Consider the following 17,003-nt stretch of genomic DNA (forward strand, 5'->3'; position numbering starts at 1 on the left):
GCGGAAGCGTGGCCGTACGGGGTTTAGAGCTTGGCTTTGCGACGCCAGCGTTTACCCCTTGGCGACGCGCGGCACGGCATCGTGCGCCAGTGTTCGCTTGAGTTTCCACAAACCTTCGCCTGCCCACGAGAGGCTTTGATGCGTCGTTTCGCCCCCGCCCTCATCGGGTTCGCCTGCGCGGCTGCCGCGTGGGCGTCGCCCGCGCTCGCCTACGAGATCGACCCGCTGACCCGGCAGCCCCTCGACAACGCCCTCTCGGTGCGCGTGCGCCCGCAGGCCGTCGCGATCCCGACGGCCAATGCCTCGCTCAACACCGCCGACCCGCTCTCCGCCTCCGCCGTGCCGCAGATGTCGGCCATCGCCCGCGAGCAGGTCGCCTATAACGGTCCCTACGGTGCCGGCACGATCGTGGTCTCCACGGTCGAGCGCCGCCTGTACTACGTGCTCGGCGGTGGCCAGGCCCTGCGCTACGGCGTCGGCGTCGGCCGTCCGGGCTTCACCTGGGGCGGCGTCCAGACCATCACGATGAAGCGCGAGTGGCCCGATTGGCGCCCCCCGGCCCAGATGCTGCGCCGTCGTCCCGACCTGCCGCGCTACATGAAGGGCGGCCTCGAGAACCCCCTCGGCGCCCGCGCCATGTATCTCGGCGGCTCGATCTACCGCATCCACGGCTCGAACGAGCCGGAGACCATCGGCACCGCCGTGTCCTCGGGCTGCATCCGCATGACCAACGAGGATGTCAGCGACCTCTACACCCGCGCCAAGGTCGGCACCAAGGTGATCGTCCAGCGCTGAGGCCGGCTCCGGCTTGACCTGACGAGACGGGGCCGGCGGAAACGCCGGCCCTTTTTCCGTTCGGGATCAAGCCCTTGCGAGAGAGTTCGACGGCTCAGTGGCAGCCGCATCCGCTGCCGCAGGAGTCTCCGGTCGCAGCCGCCTTGGCGGGCACTCGGGCGGTGTCCCGCGTCAGCCCGCGCGCGTCCAGCTCGAACAGGTACGTGGCCCAGCGGGCATCGTGCTCGCGGCCGAGATCGTGCAGGTAGCCCCAGCCGTAGATGCCCGTGTCGTGCATATCGTCGAAACGCAACTTCACAGCGTAATTTCCGATTGGCTCGACCGCCAGGATCATGACCTCGCGCTTGCCGCCGATCACCTTGCGCTCGGCGGGCGAATGCCCCTGCACCTCGGCCGAGGGACTCGAGACCCGCAGGTATTCGGCCGGCAGCGCAAACCGGCTTCCATCGTCGAAAGCCACGTGGAGATCGCGCTTGTCGGCCGACAGCCGGATCTCCGTTGGCCAGCGTTCGTCACTCATTGCACACCCCACGACATTGAATTCCGGACGGCGAACCCAGGGAACTCACCGGGACCGTGTCACCCAGCCAATCGGCCGGCGCGCTTGCTCGCGAGGCCTGAAGACCTCATATCGAAGGTACGCTAGGTTCGTCACGCGCCAGCGTCCTAGATTCCCGGCCGCAACAGAGTTCAGAGTCCCGCATGTGGGGTCCCCGTACCGATGAGTCCGCCGCGGCTCCGAGCGTCGTGCCGCTGATCGATCCTTATCAGAGGGCGATCACCTATCTGCGCATCTCCGTCACGGATCGCTGCGATCTGCGCTGCGTCTATTGCATGGCGGAGGAGATGAACTTCCTGCCCAAGCGCGACCTGCTGACCCTTGAGGAACTGGACCGCGTCTGCGGCGTGTTCATCGAGCGGGGCGTGCGAAAGCTGCGCATTACCGGCGGCGAGCCTCTCGTCCGCCGCGACATCATGCACCTGTTCCGCCGCCTGTCGCGGCATCTCGGCTCGGGCGCCCTCGACGAGTTGACCCTCACCACCAACGGCACGCAACTCGGCCGCTTCGCCGCGGAACTCGCCGACCTCGGTGTGAAGCGGGTCAACGTGTCCCTCGATACCCTCGACCCGGACAAGTTCCGCGCCGTGACGCGCCGCGGCGATCTCAAGGTGGTGCTCGACGGCATCGAGACCGCGCGCCGGGCCGGCCTCAAGGTGAAAATCAACGCGGTGGCGCTCAAGGGCGTCAACGAGGACGAGATCGCCGACATGATGGCCTGGGCCCATAGCGACGGGATGGATTTGACGCTGATCGAGGTGATGCCGCTCGGCGAGGTGGAGGGCGACCGCACCGAACAATTCCTGCCGCTCTCCGTCGCGCGGGCCCGGCTCGAGAGCCGTTACACCCTGACGCCGCTGCCCGATCGGACCGGCGGCCCGGCCCGCTACGTGCGCGTGGCCGAGACGGGCGGTCGGCTCGGCTTCATCACACCGCTGACTCACAATTTCTGCGAGAGCTGCAACCGGGTCAGACTGACCTGCACGGGCAAACTCTACATGTGCCTCGGCCAGGAGGATGCTGCGGACCTGCGTGCTGCGCTCCGGGCGTCACCCGACAATGGCCTCGTCACCGATGCGATCCTCGAGGCGATCACCCGGAAGCCGAAGGGCCATGATTTCGTGATCGAGCGCGCACGCCCCGCCGCGGTGCCCCGCCACATGAGCGTGACGGGCGGCTGAGGGAACTACTCGGCGACGATGACCCGGTCCGGCAGTTCGTTCGGATCGTCCGGACCCGGCGGGAACTCCGCTGACAGGATCGCACCGACCTGTTCCACGGCTCCGACGAGACCAGCCTCGATCTCGCCGCGCCGCAGAGCGCCGATCAGGCCGCAGAGGGCGGCATTCCAGCGCTCCGGTCCGATGCGTGTCAGGATTCCCGCATCCGCAACGATCTCGGCATGACGCTCGGCCATGGCCAGATAGATCAGGACACCGGTGCGGCCCCGCGTCCGGCTCAATCCCCGCGACCCGAACGCGAGACGCGCCGCTTCGCGGGCGCGTGCGCGGCGCATGCCCTCTGGGACGAGCATGAGCCGCAGCGGCTCGCTCAGCCCGGCTGCGAGAAGGAGGAGCACGAGCCCCGCCTGTCCGAGCGCGATCGCTGCCGCGCTGAGATCGGTCAACCAGATCAGGATCCAGGGCAGGATCAGCCCGCCGAGAAGCGCGACGAGGAGCGCGACGGATCGGTAAGCGCCAGCACGCGCACTGACCATCACGACGATCTCGCCGGATGTCTGCGTCTCGGCCAGCCGGACCGCCTCGGCGATCCGGACCCGCGCCTCCGGGCTCAGGATGATCGCGCGTCTACCAGTCACCCGAGGCACCTCCGCCGCCCGACGAGCCGCCGCCTCCCGAAAACCCTCCACCATCACCGAAGCCGCCGGAGACGCCGCCGCTCCAACCGCCCGATGGCGGGCCCGGCACGATGATGAAGCCGCCGCGCCCTCCGCGCCCGCGCTGACCGCGGCTCATGCGCCAGAACACGACGATAATGACGATCAGGATGACGAGGAAGATCAGCGCCTGCACCGGGTCCGTGTCGTCGCCGCGAACTTTCGCACGCCGGTGCCAATCATCGGCATCGCCCGCCAGGATCGAGAGCATGGCATCGACGCCGGCATCGATTCCTCCAGCGAAGTCGCCAGCCTTGAAGCGTGGTGCGATCGCCGTCGTGATGATGACCTTGGAGAGCGCGTCCGTCAGGGCGCCTTCGAGGCCATATCCGACCTCGATGCGGACCTTGCGCTCCTTCGGCGCGACGATCAGGAGAGCGCCGTTATTCGTCTTCGCCTGACCGATCTGCCAAGCCCGGAAGAGGCGGTTGCCGAAATCCTCGACCGTCGTGCCCTGCAGACTCGGCACGGACGCGACCACCACCTGGTCGGATGTCTTGTCCTCGAAAGCCTTGAGCTTGGACTCGAGCCCAGCCCGATCCTCGGGTTTCAGAATGCCGGCCGCATCGACCACCCGCCCCGAGAGTTGTGGAAATGTCAGCTCGGCGGCACGCGCCGTCAAAGGCAGGCCCGCACACCAGATCAGCAGGAGCGCGATGATCGCAGACGGACCGGCGCGCCGAGCCGGGACTGGACGCATGGCCGATCCCTAGAATTTCACGTTCGGCGGACGCTCCGCATTCGGCGTCGCCGTGAAGGTCTCCATGGGCTTCGCCTCGGGGTAGAACCACGCCGCGATCCAACGGCCCGGGATGGTGCGCACCTCAGTGTTGTAGGCTTGGACCGCCTGTATGTAGTCCCGCCGGGATACCGCGATGCGGTTCTCGGTCCCCTCGAGCTGCGATTGAAGTGCGAGGAAGTTCTGATTCGACTTGAGGTCCGGATAGCGCTCGACGGTCACGAGGAGACGCCCCAGCGCGCCGGAAAGCTGGTTCTGAGCGTCCTGGAACTCCTTGAATTTCTGCGGGTCGCTGACCGTGCCGGCATCGACCTTGACGCTGCTTGCCTTAGCACGCGCCTCGACCACGCTCGTCAGGACATCCTTCTCCTGCTGCGCGTAGCCCTTCACGGTCTCCACCAGATTCGGGATCAGGTCGGCACGACGCTGATACTGGTTCTGCACCTCGCTCCAGGCCGATTTCGCCTGTTCCTCCAAAGTCGGAACGCGGTTGATGGCGCCGCAGCCCGACAGACAGGATGCGAAGACGATGGCCGCGAGGGCACCGAGGATACGCGCGAGGATCGGCGTACGGGACAGGTCGCTAAGGCAGGTGCCGGACGGCATGAACTTCCTCCTGGTACCCCGTTTCCCAGGCTGCCACTCGCGGCGAGCGTGGGAATGGACTGGGCACTGACGATGAGACGCGCAGTAGAGCTTGGCCGTTCCATCCGTCCCCGACACAGAAGTGACGTATGGCGGATCGGAAAGCCATCCCACTCCCCGAAGGCCCGTGCGGCGCCATATTGTCAGAATGGAGAGCGAGGCCGCACCGATCATCCGCATCATTGATCTCGAAACAACCGGGGATCGAGCGGGCGGTGACAGGGTGGTGGAGATCGGTTGGCAGGATCTCGACTGGGCCGATGGCCAATGGCGTGTCGGCTCGGAGCGCGGTGCGCGCTTCGTCAATCCCGAGCGGCTGATCCCGGCTCGCACGCAGGCAATCCACCATATCCTCGATCGCGATGTGGAAGGTGCGCAGACCTGGCTCGATGTCGCTCCGGCAATCCTCAAGCCGGCCAACCGGCGCGTCGTGGCCCTCGCGGCACATCGGGTTGCCTTCGAGCAACGCTGGTGCCGCAAGGCGTTCACCGGGACCGTGGCGTGGATCTGCACCTTTAAATGCGCCCTTCGATTGTGGCCCGACGAGCCGTCGCACGCCAACCAGTTCCTCCGGTACTCCCGCCGGCCTCAAGGGCTCGACCAGGAGGCCGGCTTGCCGGCCCACCGGGCGGGGCCTGACGCCTACGTCACCGCTCACCTGCTGCGCGAGATGCTCTGCGTGACCCGGGTCGAAACGTTGATCGGTTGGACACGCGAGCCCGCGCTCCTGCCCCGCGTAACCTTCGGTGAAAACCGAGGGCGGCGTTGGAGCGCGATGAGTGATGAATTTGTCGCCTCGATTCTTCAGCGGCGGGGGTTCGACGCGGATATCCGCTTCACGGCTCGCCATGAGCAGGCGCTTCGTGCCGGGCGCACCGCCGACCCGCAGGCGATGCTCTTTTGACGACCGGGTCCTGCCCGTGAGTGCGTCCCGGCGCCGCCGTGTTCCGTCGAGCGGTTGACAACACCCGGATGCGGGTGCGCTGTGCGGGGATGGATGGAACGCCGGAAACCGCGGCTGCGAGACCGCGGGTTGCCATAACGTACTGCACGCAGTGCAATTGGCTTCTGCGAGCGGCCTGGATGGCGCAGGAACTCCTCTCGACCTTTGGTGACGACCTTCGCGAGGTCGCGCTGATCCCGGGCACCGGAGGTCACTTCGCGATCGAGATCGAGGACGCGACGATTTGGGAGCGGAAGCGCGACGGCGGCTTCCCGGACATCAAGACCCTGAAGCAGCGCGTGCGGGATCGCCTCGACCCGACGCGCGATCTCGGCCATATCGACAGGCCATGATCCGACCCTGCCCGACGAACCGCCAGGTTGCGGCCCGATTCATGCGCCCCCGCGGCCAATGCTGGTCTCAACCGTGAATCGGGAACTGGACCCGGCGACCACCTCCAGTCGAGCCGAGCCGCATCGGAGCTCAGGCCTTCGACGTCGCCTGGATCGGCTGGCGCAGCGCGGGTTCTCGACGCAGGTCTACCTCGTCGCCCTCGTGGTGGCGCTGATCGGTCCCGGATTGCTGTTCACGGCAATCCTGCTGATGCGCTACGCCGCCGCGGAGCGCGCGCGCTTCGAGCAGGATGCCCGCGAGAACGTGCGCGGGATTGCCCTCTCGATCGACCGCGATACCGCGGGTCTCGTCTCCGTGCTGCAAACGCTCGCGACCTCTCCGCGGCTGAAGGAGGGCGAGTTCGATGCGTTCGACGCCCAGGCACGGCTCGTTCGCGACGCGATCGATCTCGATATCACCCTGCGCCGACCCGATGGGCAGCAGGTCGTGAACACCGGTGTCAAGCATGGGGCACCGCTCCCGGTCTCCACGCTTCCGTTCGATCGCGAGATCGCCGCCGGCACCCAGCGCGCCATGGTCTCGGGTCTGATCGCGGGCTCGACTCCGGAGCAGGCCACCTACGCGGTCGCCGTGCCGGTTCAGGTCGAGGGCGAAGTCACTTATATCCTCAGTTTCAACGCCCCGGTCAGCCGCCTCCAATCGATCCTGGCACGCGAGGTCGTCGAAGGCTGGACCACCGGCATCTCCGACCGCGACGGGACGGTTCTCGGGCGCCTGCCGGATCCAGCCTCCGTCGTCGGACGTCCGCGCCTCGTCACGCTTCGGCAGAACCAGACCGACACGCCGGGGGTGTGGGAGGGGAAGGACCGCCTCCACCGCCCCGTCATCGTCGTCGAGGCGCGCTCTCGCCTGACCGGGTGGACAGTGGGAGCGAGCATCCCTCAAACCCTCGTCGATGCACGTCTGCGCCGCTGGATCTGGGCCTTCGGCGGATTCGGCCTCCTCGTCCTGGCGACCTCCTCCGCACTCGCGGTCAATCTCTGGGCGCGCGTGTCCCGTCCCCTGCGCCAACTCGCAGCCTCCGGCCCGGCTCTGGCGCGGGGCGAAGCGATCCCGCGCATCACCTCGCCCGTGCACGAGATCCGACGCCTCGCCGACGTCCTCGCCGACGCATCCCTGCGCCTGCGCACGCGCGAGGAGGAACGCGATCGCGCCCTCGCCGAAACGCGCCACGGCCTCTCGGCTCTCCGGGAAAGCGAGGCTCGCTTCCGCCACATGGCCGATTCGGCCCCTGCACTGATCTGGATGACGGACGAGACGGCGAGCGTGAGCTTCGCCAACATGCATTTCGAGCACATGTTCGAGATGCCGGCTGCCGAACTCGCGAACGAGGGATGGCGCCGCATCATCTATCCCCCGGATCTCGACAGTTTCTCGACGGCCTTCAACGAGGCCTTCGCGGCGCGCGCGCCATTTCGCACCGAAGTTCGCGTGCTGGATTGCGAGGGCGCCGTGCGGTGGCTTCGCTGCGAGGGCGTACCGCGCCTGAACGATGCCGGGACCTTCCTGGGCTATACCGGCTGCAACGTCGACATCACGGATGCCAAGCAGGCCGAGGAGCACCTCATCCTGTTGATTCACGAGTTGAATCACCGGGTGAAGAACACGCTCGCGACCGTGCAATCGATCGCGGGCCAGTCCCTGCGCAGGCTCGAAGGCGAGGATGCCAGCGCGGCGCGGGCGGCGTTCGAGGCGCGTCTCCTGGCACTCGCGCGGGTGCACGACGTGTTGACCCGCGAGAGTTGGGAGGGCGCGGAACTCGGAACCGTGGTGGCCGACGCGATCCGTCCCCTCGATTCCGCCGAGGGACAGCGCTCGCGCTTCACGGTGGCCGGACCAGCCCTGCGCCTGCCGCCGCGGCTGGCTCTGTCCATCGCGATGGCATTGCACGAACTCGGGACGAATGCGGTGAAGTACGGTTCGCTCTCGCAGGAAGGCGGGACGGTCAACATCACCTGGTCCGTCCAGCGGGAGAAGGAAATCCGCCTGTTCCTGCGCTGGACCGAGACCGGTGGCCCTCCGGTGACCCCGCCGACCCGAACTGGCTTCGGTTCCCGGCTCATCGAGCGCAGCCTTGCCCGCGAGCTCGCCGGCGAAGTCCATCTGCTCTTCGCGCCGACGGGCGTGGTTTGCACCATCGAGGCGCCCGTGCCCCCGCCCGGGCTCCTTGAGCGGCACAGCAACGGCACCACCCCACGCCAACCGGCAGCACTGCCCGGCTAGGACGGTAGCATCGTGATCAGGACTGGCGTCGCGACGGCGTGAGGCGCAGGCCCGGGGCCGGTCGTTCGAGCAGCACCTCGCGACGGAAGCGCACCAGCCGCGCCGGACGTCCCGTGGTACCGCTGGTGACCCAATCCGTCTCCTCGACCAAGCCTTGCTGGGCAACGAGACGCCGAAAATTCTGCTTATGCAGCTCCGACCCGGCCAGAGCCTCGACCGTGCGCTGCAACTGGAAAAGCGTGAAGGTCGGCGGCATCAGCTCGAAGACGACAGGACGATACTTGATCTTCCCGCGCAGGCGACCGATTGCGGTCGCAAGAACGCGCCGGTGATCGAAGGCCATCGGTATGCCGGTGGGGTCGCCGGGCATCGCGGCTCCGGCGTTCCCCTTGGCTTCCGGAATCAGCCCGGCCTCGAACAGCAATTCGTAGCGCTCAAGCACCCGCTCCTCGTTCCAGGCGCCGCCGCCGAGCCCGAAAGTCAGACCGAGCCGGTCCGCCCGTAGGCGGCGGAGCTTGGCATCGGTCGGCGCGGCGGCCCAGGCGAGGAGCTTGGGTTCGATTGCGTCGAGGGCGGCCGGGCGCCCCTGGCGAAAATCCTCATAGGGCAGGTACTGGTACCAGTTCTGCCAGGCGGCCTCGGAAAGGCCCCCTGTGCGCGCCTCACGCGCCAGCGCCAGATAGGCCACCGAGAGGGAATGCAGACCCTGTGCAATGCCTTCGCGATCGCGGTCACCGAAGGTGTAGAGTTGCTCCACATAGCCGAGGCGCTGATCGGTCTGCCGCTCGACCCACGCCCGCAGACCGCGCTCCAGGGTCGTATGCTCCGGCACGAGCGGGCCTGCCGGGAGTCCATCCTGCCGCCCGGCGGCCTGCCCCGGCACCCGGACGGTGAGCGCTCTCGGTTCACCGTCGGTCGCCGCGACGATGACGGCGACGAGGCCGACGGCGGAGGGATTCAAGACCGTCCGGCCGGCTCCGGTGGGACGCGCTTCCGCCTCGGTCATCTGCGCAGGATACCTCCCCTGACCGCTCAGGCTCCACCGAAACGCTGAGCCTTCCCGAAGAACCACATAGGCTACGGGACCTCATTTGCTTTAGCCGCAGATTGGACCTCGCCGTCAACGCAGACACGTCATCCGGGCGGGGATGATCGCCCCTCGGAACACAGGGTGTTCAGCGACCGTGTGCGGACCATCGAGCGCGGGCATGTACGGCGGAGTGGGCGAAGGCTTCCGGGCGCCCATGAGCCGCAGGATCGACGGTCTCTGCCGGTGCCCGCAGCGCGGCCCTTGCCAGGGATGGGCATCGGCGCCAAACCCACGCGGAGAGGCGGCCGAGCGTGCCGCGCCGAGAGATCTCGCAATGCGCGCAAATCAGACACGTTCCACGGGAGGTTCTCGGTGAGCGGCGATCTCGTATCCCCTGCGGAACTGGGCCGCTCAGTCGATCTGCGGCTCTACGGAATCCTGGATGTCGGGGTCTGCGGATGCGACGGCCGCCGACTGGCCGCGATGGCTGCCGAAGCCGTGGCAGGCGGCTGCACGCTCCTCCAGTATCGCGAGAAGACCATCGACGATGCGCGCGCAGCCCTGGCGCGCATCCGGGCGATCCATGCCGCGGTCGCCGGGCGTGTTCCGCTTCTGGTGAATGATCGCGTCGACTTGGCGCTCGCCGCCGGCGCTGAGGGCGTGCACCTTGGTCAATCGGACCTTCACCCGACCGACGCGCGCCACCTTCTCGGTCGAGAGGCCATCGTCGGGCTCACGCTGAAGACCGGAACCCATGCGGACGAGCTGTACCGGCTGCCGGTCGATTATGCCTGTATCGGGGGTGTGTTCGCGACCAAGAGCAAGGACAACCCGGATCCCCCCGTTGGTCTGGATGGCTTCACCCGGATCGCCTTCCGGGCCCGCCTTGCCCGTGGGGGAAGCCTGCCGATCGGAGCGATCGCGGGAATCGATTCGAGCAATGCCGCCTCGGTGATCGCGGCCGGCGCGGACGGTATTGCGGTCATCTCGGCCCTGTTCGGTGCCGAAGCCGTCGAAGGGCGCGCGCGCGACCTGCGCGACCGGGTCGATACCGGCCTGCGCAGCCGGGGAGCCACCGCATGAGAACGCCGATCGCCGTGACGATCGCGGGCTCCGATTCCGGTGGCGGGGCCGGAATCCAGGCCGATCTGAAGACCTTTTCGGCACTCGGTGTCTACGGAGCCAGCGTGGTGACCGCTCTGACCGCTCAGAACACGGTCGGCGTGCAGGGCATCCACGACGTTCCACCCGCCTTCGTCGGAGCGCAGATCGAGAGCGTGTTCTCCGATCTCGCGGTCACCGCAGTGAAGATCGGTATGCTGTCGCAGGCCGCCGTCATTGCGACTGTGGCGACCGGCCTTGCCCAACATGCCGCCGGTATCCCGATCATACTCGACCCTGTCATGATCGCCACGAGCGGCGATCGGCTCATCTCGGACGAAGCCATCGACGTCCTGCGCCGCGCGTTGATGCCCCTGGCCGACCTGATCACGCCAAATCTGCCGGAAGCCGCGACCCTCGTGGGAGAGCCCGTCGCGACGGACGAGGCCACCATCCTAGCGCAAGGGCGCCGCTTGGTCGCCCTCGGTGCCAAGTCTGTCCTGATCAAAGGGGGCCATGGCGATGGACACGAGAGCGTCGACCATCTGATTTTAGGTGATGGACGCTCGTACCGCTTCCCATCGCGGCGCATCACCACCCGAAATACCCATGGCACCGGCTGCACCTTGTCCTCAGCGGTGGCCGCGGGCCTCGCCTGTGGCCTTTCGCTTGGCGAGGCCGTCGATCGCGCGAAGGCCTATGTCATCGCGGCCATCGCGGCAGCGGACACGCTTCAGGTAGGTCGAGGGCACGGCCCGGTGCATCATTTCCACGCCGTCTGGCCGTGACGATCCGGGCATTCGGTTTACGCCGAAGCGCTGCGAACAACGCACTCCGTGCGCCCTCCGCCGTCTTGCATCCGTTGCCCGATTGCGTTTGAAGTAGCGTACGATCGTTCGGATAATGGAACGATGCATCAGGCGATGAGGCAATGCAGGATCAGGCGGAACGGGTCGAGCGCGGTCGGACTCGTGATCTGTTGACGGGTGCGCAGGTCCTGTCGGGACAGCTCGGCAAGACCATCCAGCGCCTGCGGAAGGCCTACAATCTCTCCCTCTCGGAACTCGCCGAGCAATCGGGCGTGGCCAAGTCGATCATCAGTCAGATCGAACGCAACGAGACGAATCCGACCCTGGCAACGATCTGGCGGTTGAGCCAAGCCCTCGACGTCTCGATCGAGCGCGTTCTCGCCACGGGTGACGAGGAGCCCTTCATCGAGAAATCCTCGCGCGCCGACACACCGATCCTGGTCTCCGAGGACGGCAAGGTTCGGCTCGCGATCATCGGCTGGATCAAGACCGTCGAGTGGCTGCAATGGTATGAGGTGTCCGCCGATCCCGGCGGGGTTCTCGATTCCGATCCCCATCAGCGCGGCTCGGTCGAATCCCTGTCGGTCAGCGAAGGCATCTTCGAGGTCGATGTTGCGGGCGTCGTGCAGCGGGCGCGCGCCGGGGAAACCCTGCGCTACCGCTGCGACCGTCCGCATAATGTGCGCTGTGTCAGTGAAGGTCCCGCCCGGGCGATCATGGTCGTGATCATGAAGGCGGCCGTGATGGAATAGGGGCCTCAGCGCCCCGAATTTGCCCAGCGCACCACCTCGGCGAGGACCTGCGCCAGGGCCGCATCCAGACTCGCGGCGGCATTGGACGCATTGATTTTCTGAACCGGCACGCGGGCCTGGAACACGCGCGCCGCGACGACCCGACCGGTGCCTTCGGCAATCAGCTTGGCCGAGAGGTCGACGACGGCCTCGCCCGAGCCCGCCGCGATATCGAAAGCCCGGATCTCACTGATCAGCTGATAATCCGAAACGATCTTGTCGCCAGGGCGGCTGACGGACCGGAGACGGCCCGCATTTTCGAGGCTCTGGATGATCCGGGTCTGGATAAGGCGGGGAAGACGATCAGCCCATTGTCCGCCACCGAGGAAGGAGAGGCCGCCGCCCGGCTCGCGCACGATGATGCGATCGGCCTCGAGCGGCTGGATCCCCACCGGTTCCGCCACCACGATCGAGCGTGCCGCCGCCACCGGTCGGCCGGATGCCGGGAGAGCTGCGAGGTCAAAGGTGAGCGGCGCGCTGCCACCACCGCAGCCGCCCAAAGCGGTCGCGAGAAGGAGGGCGGCGAGCGCCGAAGCAGGCAGGCGAGATGACATAAGGGGAACCTGATCGTCTCCAGCCGCATAAGCGGACGGCGACACGGAAACTACGGCAAAGCTGGAAAGGTGCCGTGCGCACGAACACACCCGCAGGGCGCATTCACCGATCAGCGCCCACCGTTGTATTCCGGCAACGACGGCTTGCCCCCGAAAATCACTTGCGACGGATCCCGCTCAAGGCTCTTAACGGTGCGGTTGAGCGTGTTGAGCGTCCGCTGGCCATCCGTGGACAGCGCCTCGACCTCGCGGCGACCCGTGCCACTGAGGCGATTGAAGCTCGTGGCGATGTTGGCCGTGCGCTTATCGAGGTTCTCCGACAAGGTCCGGAAGGCCTTGCCGGCATCGCGCACGGATATGGCCGCATCACGCACTTCCGCGAAGGTGCTGGATCCGGCTTGGCCGGAAGCGGAGCCGAGGAAACCTTCCGCTCCCTTCAGGACATTGTCGATGCGGTCCGCCGAGGCATTCAGCTTCGCCGCGAGGGTCCGCGCATCGTGAAGGCCGGCCTCGATATCGGGACTCGAGGCGGATAGGGCTGCGGAGAAGCGGTCAGCGTTGTCGACCACCCGGTTCAGCTTCTGTCCATCGATCGCCTGAACGAGAGAGCTCACAGCCGGCCCGGCATCCGCAAGCGTCTTCGAGAAGGATTCGACGTTCGCCAGGGTCCGGTTGATTGCCCCCTCATTGCCGGCGACGACCTTGTCGAGGCGTTGCAGGACGTCGTCGGCCCGCTGCGCGATCTGTTTGGCGGCAGCCAGCATGTCTTGGATATCGGAGGAATCCGCGAAGATTGTCGGCATCTGATCGCCGGAACTCGGCGCCAGAGGCGGCGCATCGGCATTGCCGCCGCTGAGCGCGATGACGGAAACGCCGGTGAGCAGGGCCGAATCGAGACGAGCGCGGGTATCGGCCCGCAGCGGCGTCGAAGGCGCAACGTTCACGACCGCGATCACGCGGCGCGGATCCTGCGGAAGCAGACGCACATCGGACACCTCACCGACCTTGATGCCGTTGAAGGTCACGCTCGAGCCCTTGGCTAGGCCGCCGACGCTCCCGGAAAAGACGATGCGCACGGCCTGCGAGACCTGACGGGAGGATCCGCCCTGCAGCCAGAACACGAAGACGAAGCTGGCAACGATCACGGCCAGCGTGAAGGCGCCGATCAGCGCATAATTCGCACGCGTTTCCATCAGATCATCGCTGTCCCGAATCGGCCGAAGCGAGGCGGTGCGTCAGCGCACGAAGAGGCACATCATCGCCCGTCTTTCGCCTGACGGTCATGTGCTCATGCGTGGGCATGGCGAGGCCCCGCATTGACCGCGCGGCCGCGCTTGCCATGGAAATAGGAGCGGACCCACGGATGCGTCGAGGCCAACATGGTCTCGATCGGACCCTCGGCGATGATTTGGCCATCCCCGAGCGCCGCGATGCGGTCGCAGGCGGTGTAGAGGCTATCGAGGTCGTGCGTGACCATGAAAACGGTCAGCCCGAGTGTTTGCTTGAGCGTCGAGACCAGCTCGTCGAACTCACCGGCACCGATCGGATCGAGTCCCGAAGTCGGCTCGTCGAGGAACAGGATCTCCGGATCGAGCGCCAGTGAGCGCGCGAGCGCCGCGCGCTTGATCATGCCGCCCGAGAGCTCGGACGGCAGCTTGTCGGCGGCGTCCGGCTTCAACCCCACCATCTCGATCTTGAGGCGCGCGAACTCGTCGAGCAGGCGCTCGGACAAGTTCAGGTGCTCGCGCATGGGCATCTGAATGTTCTGCTTCACGGTCAGTGCGGAGAACAGGGCGCCTTGCTGAAACAGCACGCCCCACCGCTGTTCGATCTGACGACGGCGAGCGAGGCTGAGGCTGTCCACGTCCTCGCCGAACACCGTGATCGTGCCCGAGCGCTTCGGAACGAGCCCCAGGATCGTGCGGGTCAGCACCGATTTGCCCTGACCGGAGGGGCCGACGAAACCGAGGATCTCACCGCGGCGGATATCGAGGTTCAGTCCCTTCAGCACCGTTCGGTCGCGAAAACCCACGACGAGATCGCGAACGCGGATGATCGCGTCGCCGCGTTGGCCGTCCAAGCGGGGTGCGGGGTCTGACACGTGGTTTAAAAATCGATGGCTGCGAAGAACACTGCGAAGAGTCCATCAAGCACGATGACCATGAAGATAGACTTGACGACTGAGGCGGTGACGTGGCGCCCCAGCGATTCTGCCGACCCCTCCACTTCGAATCCCTCGATCGTCGCGATGATACCGATGATCAGCGCCATGAAGGGCGCCTTGATCAGTCCCACGGCGACGTGGTGCAGCGAGATCGCGGCCTGAAGACGCGACAGGAAGCCCTCGATCGTCATGCCTCCATAGAGCATCGCCGTGAGGCCGCCGCCGGCCAGCGCCGCGAGCGACGCGATGAAGGCAAGGATCGGCAGCCCGATGACGAGGGCGAGAATGCGGGGAACGATCAGGATCTCGATCGGATCGAGCCCCATGACCCGCAGCGCATCGACCTCCTCGCGCATGCGCATCGACCCGATCTCCGCTGTGAAGGCGGAGCCCGAGCGGCCGGCAACCATGATCGAGGTCAGGAGCACGCCGAGCTCGCGCAGGATCAGAAGTCCGATCAAGTTGACCACGAAGGTCTGAGCCCCGAACCGCTGAAGCTGGAAAATGCCCTGCTGAGCCACGATCCCGCCCACCAGGAACGAGATCAGGACGATGATCGGCACGCCGCGCAGAGCGACCTGCTCGATCTGGTTCACCAGCGCCGTGCCCCGGAACGTGCTCGGCCGTCCGGCGACGCGGATGCAAGCCGCGACGACCTCACCGAAGAAGGCAAGGCCGGTGACGAAATCCGTCTTGCCGCCGACGACGCGTCGGCCCAGATCCTCCAGAAGACCGAAAACGCGCCCACGCCGTCGCACCGGCGGCGTCTCAGGATTCTTGAGCGCCACCTCCCCGAGCAGGATCCTGTGCTCCGGCGCCGCGCCCGCATAAGCCAGGCGCCCGCCACCTGCCTCGATCTCGGCTCGCGTCCGCTCGAGAACCCAGGCGCCCAGCGTGTCGAGGCGAAGCACGCGGGTCAGGTCGATCAGCACCGGGTGCGTGCGGGCATGGTCCGTGATCCGTGCAGCCGCGACCTCAACGGCCGCCGCCTGATCGGCGGTCCAGCGCCCGCCGAGCGCGATCCGGCCGCTGCCATCGTCGATGGCAACGGATGCGGACTCCGTCGGCAACGTGACGTCCTCGGTCCGCACCAACCGCGCCTCCTGTTCACAGCCGATATGGTTTGAGCAAGGTTACTATACCGTCTCCGACGAGCGGGCGGCAAATGCCCGCGTTCCGGCGACCCGCGACGCGGCGCCGACGAGGCACAGGCCAATGAGCGCGAGGGGCGCCATCAGCGCAAAGGCGAGGGGGCCTCCGGCGCGATAGGCGGCGCCCGATATCAACGTCGCGCTCGCGGCTGCGAGCGCATTGATGGCGCTGAGCGACCCCTGCGCCCGACCCCGCGCACCATCCGGGGCGAAGACCGAGACCGCCGCCATCGCGCCGAGCTGCGTCGCCCCAAAGGTCAGCCCGTGCAGCGCCTGCAGGGCGATCACCGGTCCAAGCTGATCCCCGACGAGGCTCATGCCAATCGCGCGCACCAATGCCGCGACGGCCCCGAAGCTGAGGAGCCGATAGGGCGTCCGCCACCGCGGCGGAAGCGTCCCGATCATCGCGAAAAGACCAATCTCCGCTCCGACGCCGATCGCCCAGAGGATCCCGATCCAGCCGGTCGAGAAGCCATGCATCGTCCAGTAGATGCTGCCGAAGGCGTAGATAGCGGCATGGCTCGATTGAATCGCCGCTGCTGCCCCGATCGCAAACCAGAGCTCGCGCGGAATGTGGATCGGACCGGACGGCTTCCGCTCGGATGGGAGCGTAGCGACGCCGCGACTTCCATGAGCGACGAGGCTGGCGATCAACGCGAGCCCGGTGAGCAGGAGCGGTACGGCAACAGCTTCGCCCATCGCGCCGAGCAGGGCTCCGCCCGCAAGGTTCGCCGCCAGGAACGCGACCGAGCCGGACATCCGGATCCGCGCATAGTCGAGGCGCGCGTCGCTCCGGACGGCCGCGAGCGTCAGGTAATCGATGCTAGGCACGAGGGGCGATCCCGCGACGGAGTTCAGAATGATCACCCCGGCCAGCAAGGGCCAGCCGATCGCCGCACTCGCCGGCATCGCCGCGTAGGTCGCTGCCAGAGCGAGGCTTCCGATCAGCAGGAGCGTGCGTGCGCCGACACCGCGGTCGATCAGGCTGAGCAGCGGGGCCGTCGCGATGATGCGCGTCGCGATCGGCAGCGCGAGGAGCAAGCCGATCAAACCCGGATCGAGCCCGAGCGCGTTCAGCCAGACCGGCATGAACGGCATCGCGATGCCGATCTCGACGAAGATGACCGCGTACAGAAGGGACAGCCGGAACGCACCGGCATTGGCGGACGAAGATGGAGGCACGGACAC

General features: G+C 67.0%; 18 protein-coding genes. 8 read left to right on the forward strand and 10 right to left on the reverse strand.

The genetic code is table 11. The annotated features are described in order from the left end of the window. Positions 1-138 precede the first annotated feature (138 nt). Complete coding sequence (locus F6X53_RS15130; protein WP_151001031.1) at positions 139-795, forward strand: L,D-transpeptidase; 657 nt, start codon at positions 139-141, stop codon at positions 793-795. A 94-nt stretch (positions 796-889) separates the two neighbouring features. Here the strand turns inward: F6X53_RS15130 and F6X53_RS15135 are convergent, their stop codons facing one another. Next, a complete protein-coding gene (locus F6X53_RS15135) occupies positions 890-1,315 on the reverse strand; it encodes a gamma-butyrobetaine hydroxylase family protein (RefSeq protein WP_151001032.1) in 426 nt (141 codons plus the stop codon). Positions 1,316-1,497: 182 nt separating this feature from the next. Between F6X53_RS15135 and moaA the strand changes: the two genes are divergently transcribed. Continuing rightward, on the forward strand, positions 1,498-2,535 hold the full coding sequence (moaA, locus tag F6X53_RS15140) for a GTP 3',8-cyclase MoaA (RefSeq protein WP_151001033.1): 1,038 nt from the start codon (positions 1,498-1,500) through the stop codon (positions 2,533-2,535). Between the two features lie 5 nt (positions 2,536-2,540). On the opposite strand, the gene F6X53_RS15145 is transcribed toward moaA, so the two are convergent. The 3 genes from F6X53_RS15145 to F6X53_RS15155 are packed head-to-tail and all read right to left on the reverse strand — an operon-like array spanning position 2,541 to position 4,596. After that, a complete protein-coding gene (locus tag F6X53_RS15145) occupies positions 2,541-3,173 on the reverse strand; it encodes a TPM domain-containing protein (RefSeq protein ID WP_151001034.1) in 633 nt (210 codons plus the stop codon). Beyond that, positions 3,163-3,951, reverse strand: coding sequence for a TPM domain-containing protein (locus tag F6X53_RS15150; RefSeq protein ID WP_151001035.1), 789 nt, complete (start codon positions 3,949-3,951; stop codon positions 3,163-3,165). The genes F6X53_RS15145 and F6X53_RS15150 overlap by 11 nt, the downstream gene beginning before the upstream one ends. 9 nt (positions 3,952-3,960) lie before the next feature. Beyond that, entirely contained in the window at positions 3,961-4,596 is a 636-nt protein-coding gene (locus F6X53_RS15155; protein WP_151001036.1) for a LemA family protein, read from the reverse strand. Between the two features lie 166 nt (positions 4,597-4,762). Here F6X53_RS15155 and F6X53_RS15160 point away from each other — a divergent pair, with 166 nt between their 5' ends. The 3 genes from F6X53_RS15160 to F6X53_RS15170 all read left to right on the forward strand — a co-directional run bounded on the left by F6X53_RS15160 (position 4,763) and on the right by F6X53_RS15170 (position 8,215). Next, positions 4,763-5,539, forward strand: a complete 777-nt coding sequence (locus tag F6X53_RS15160; RefSeq protein WP_210386383.1) for a 3'-5' exonuclease — start codon at positions 4,763-4,765, stop codon at positions 5,537-5,539. 89 nt (positions 5,540-5,628) lie between these two features. Further along, positions 5,629-5,931, forward strand: coding sequence for an Rdx family protein (locus tag F6X53_RS15165; RefSeq protein ID WP_151001075.1), 303 nt, complete (start codon positions 5,629-5,631; stop codon positions 5,929-5,931). Between the two features lie 148 nt (positions 5,932-6,079). After that, a complete protein-coding gene (locus tag F6X53_RS15170; RefSeq protein WP_238296092.1) occupies positions 6,080-8,215 on the forward strand; it encodes a sensor histidine kinase in 2,136 nt (711 codons plus the stop codon). A gap of 16 nt (positions 8,216-8,231) precedes the next feature. Here the strand turns inward: F6X53_RS15170 and F6X53_RS15175 are convergent, their stop codons facing one another. Next, positions 8,232-9,221, reverse strand: a complete 990-nt coding sequence (locus tag F6X53_RS15175) for an NUDIX hydrolase (protein WP_151001038.1) — start codon at positions 9,219-9,221, stop codon at positions 8,232-8,234. Positions 9,222-9,617: 396 nt separating this feature from the next. Between F6X53_RS15175 and thiE the strand changes: the two genes are divergently transcribed. From thiE to F6X53_RS15190, 3 genes are all read left to right on the forward strand, one after another. Beyond that, on the forward strand, positions 9,618-10,328 hold the full coding sequence (gene thiE, locus F6X53_RS15180; protein WP_238296089.1) for a thiamine phosphate synthase: 711 nt from the start codon (positions 9,618-9,620) through the stop codon (positions 10,326-10,328). After that, positions 10,325-11,134 carry a bifunctional hydroxymethylpyrimidine kinase/phosphomethylpyrimidine kinase gene (gene thiD, locus F6X53_RS15185; protein ID WP_151001040.1) on the forward strand — a complete coding sequence of 270 codons (810 nt, stop codon included), beginning with the start codon at positions 10,325-10,327 and terminating at the stop codon, positions 11,132-11,134. Before thiE ends, thiD begins: the two co-directional genes overlap by 4 nt. A gap of 143 nt (positions 11,135-11,277) precedes the next feature. After that, the gene (locus F6X53_RS15190; protein WP_151001041.1) at positions 11,278-11,907 is read left to right on the forward strand and encodes a helix-turn-helix domain-containing protein; all 630 of its coding nucleotides are present in this window, start codon (positions 11,278-11,280) and stop codon (positions 11,905-11,907) included. Between the two features lie 5 nt (positions 11,908-11,912). Here the strand turns inward: F6X53_RS15190 and F6X53_RS15195 are convergent, their stop codons facing one another. The 5 genes from F6X53_RS15195 to F6X53_RS15215 all read right to left on the reverse strand — a co-directional run bounded on the left by F6X53_RS15195 (position 11,913) and on the right by F6X53_RS15215 (position 16,997). Continuing rightward, entirely contained in the window at positions 11,913-12,500 is a 588-nt protein-coding gene (locus tag F6X53_RS15195; RefSeq protein ID WP_151001076.1) for an ABC-type transport auxiliary lipoprotein family protein, read from the reverse strand. A gap of 110 nt (positions 12,501-12,610) precedes the next feature. Then, a complete protein-coding gene (locus F6X53_RS15200; protein WP_151001042.1) occupies positions 12,611-13,693 on the reverse strand; it encodes an MlaD family protein in 1,083 nt (360 codons plus the stop codon). Positions 13,694-13,788: 95 nt separating this feature from the next. Next, positions 13,789-14,601, reverse strand: coding sequence for an ABC transporter ATP-binding protein (locus F6X53_RS15205; protein WP_373875868.1), 813 nt, complete (start codon positions 14,599-14,601; stop codon positions 13,789-13,791). Between the two features lie 5 nt (positions 14,602-14,606). Beyond that, positions 14,607-15,734: an ABC transporter permease gene (locus tag F6X53_RS15210; protein WP_238296091.1), complete on the reverse strand. Its 1,128-nt coding sequence runs from the start codon at positions 15,732-15,734 to the stop codon at positions 14,607-14,609. Between the two features lie 66 nt (positions 15,735-15,800). Continuing rightward, on the reverse strand, positions 15,801-16,997 hold the full coding sequence (locus tag F6X53_RS15215) for an MFS transporter (protein ID WP_151001043.1): 1,197 nt from the start codon (positions 16,995-16,997) through the stop codon (positions 15,801-15,803). Positions 16,998-17,003: the final 6 nt, after the last annotated feature.

Source organism: Methylobacterium soli (genome assembly GCF_008806385.1).
GTDB classification, from domain to species: domain Bacteria; phylum Pseudomonadota; class Alphaproteobacteria; order Rhizobiales; family Beijerinckiaceae; genus Methylobacterium; species Methylobacterium soli.

Bases quoted from the DNA above. Each gene is read 5' to 3' on its own strand.
- F6X53_RS15135 (WP_151001032.1), bottom strand. From the start codon at position 1,315: ATGAGTGACGAACGCTGGCCAACGGAGATCCGGCTGTCGGCCGACAAG.
- F6X53_RS15150 (WP_151001035.1), bottom strand. From the start codon at position 3,951: ATGCGTCCAGTCCCGGCTCGGCGCGCCGGTCCGTCTGCGATCATCGCG.
- thiD (WP_151001040.1), top strand. From the start codon at position 10,325: ATGAGAACGCCGATCGCCGTGACGATCGCGGGCTCCGATTCCGGTGGC.
- F6X53_RS15195 (WP_151001076.1), bottom strand. From the start codon at position 12,500: ATGTCATCTCGCCTGCCTGCTTCGGCGCTCGCCGCCCTCCTTCTCGCG.
- F6X53_RS15190 (WP_151001041.1), top strand. From the start codon at position 11,278: ATGCAGGATCAGGCGGAACGGGTCGAGCGCGGTCGGACTCGTGATCTG.
- F6X53_RS15175 (WP_151001038.1), bottom strand. From the start codon at position 9,221: ATGACCGAGGCGGAAGCGCGTCCCACCGGAGCCGGCCGGACGGTCTTG.
- F6X53_RS15155 (WP_151001036.1), bottom strand. From the start codon at position 4,596: ATGCCGTCCGGCACCTGCCTTAGCGACCTGTCCCGTACGCCGATCCTC.
- F6X53_RS15165 (WP_151001075.1), top strand. From the start codon at position 5,629: ATGGATGGAACGCCGGAAACCGCGGCTGCGAGACCGCGGGTTGCCATA.
- F6X53_RS15200 (WP_151001042.1), bottom strand. From the start codon at position 13,693: ATGGAAACGCGTGCGAATTATGCGCTGATCGGCGCCTTCACGCTGGCC.
- F6X53_RS15130 (WP_151001031.1), top strand. From the start codon at position 139: ATGCGTCGTTTCGCCCCCGCCCTCATCGGGTTCGCCTGCGCGGCTGCC.
- moaA (WP_151001033.1), top strand. From the start codon at position 1,498: ATGTGGGGTCCCCGTACCGATGAGTCCGCCGCGGCTCCGAGCGTCGTG.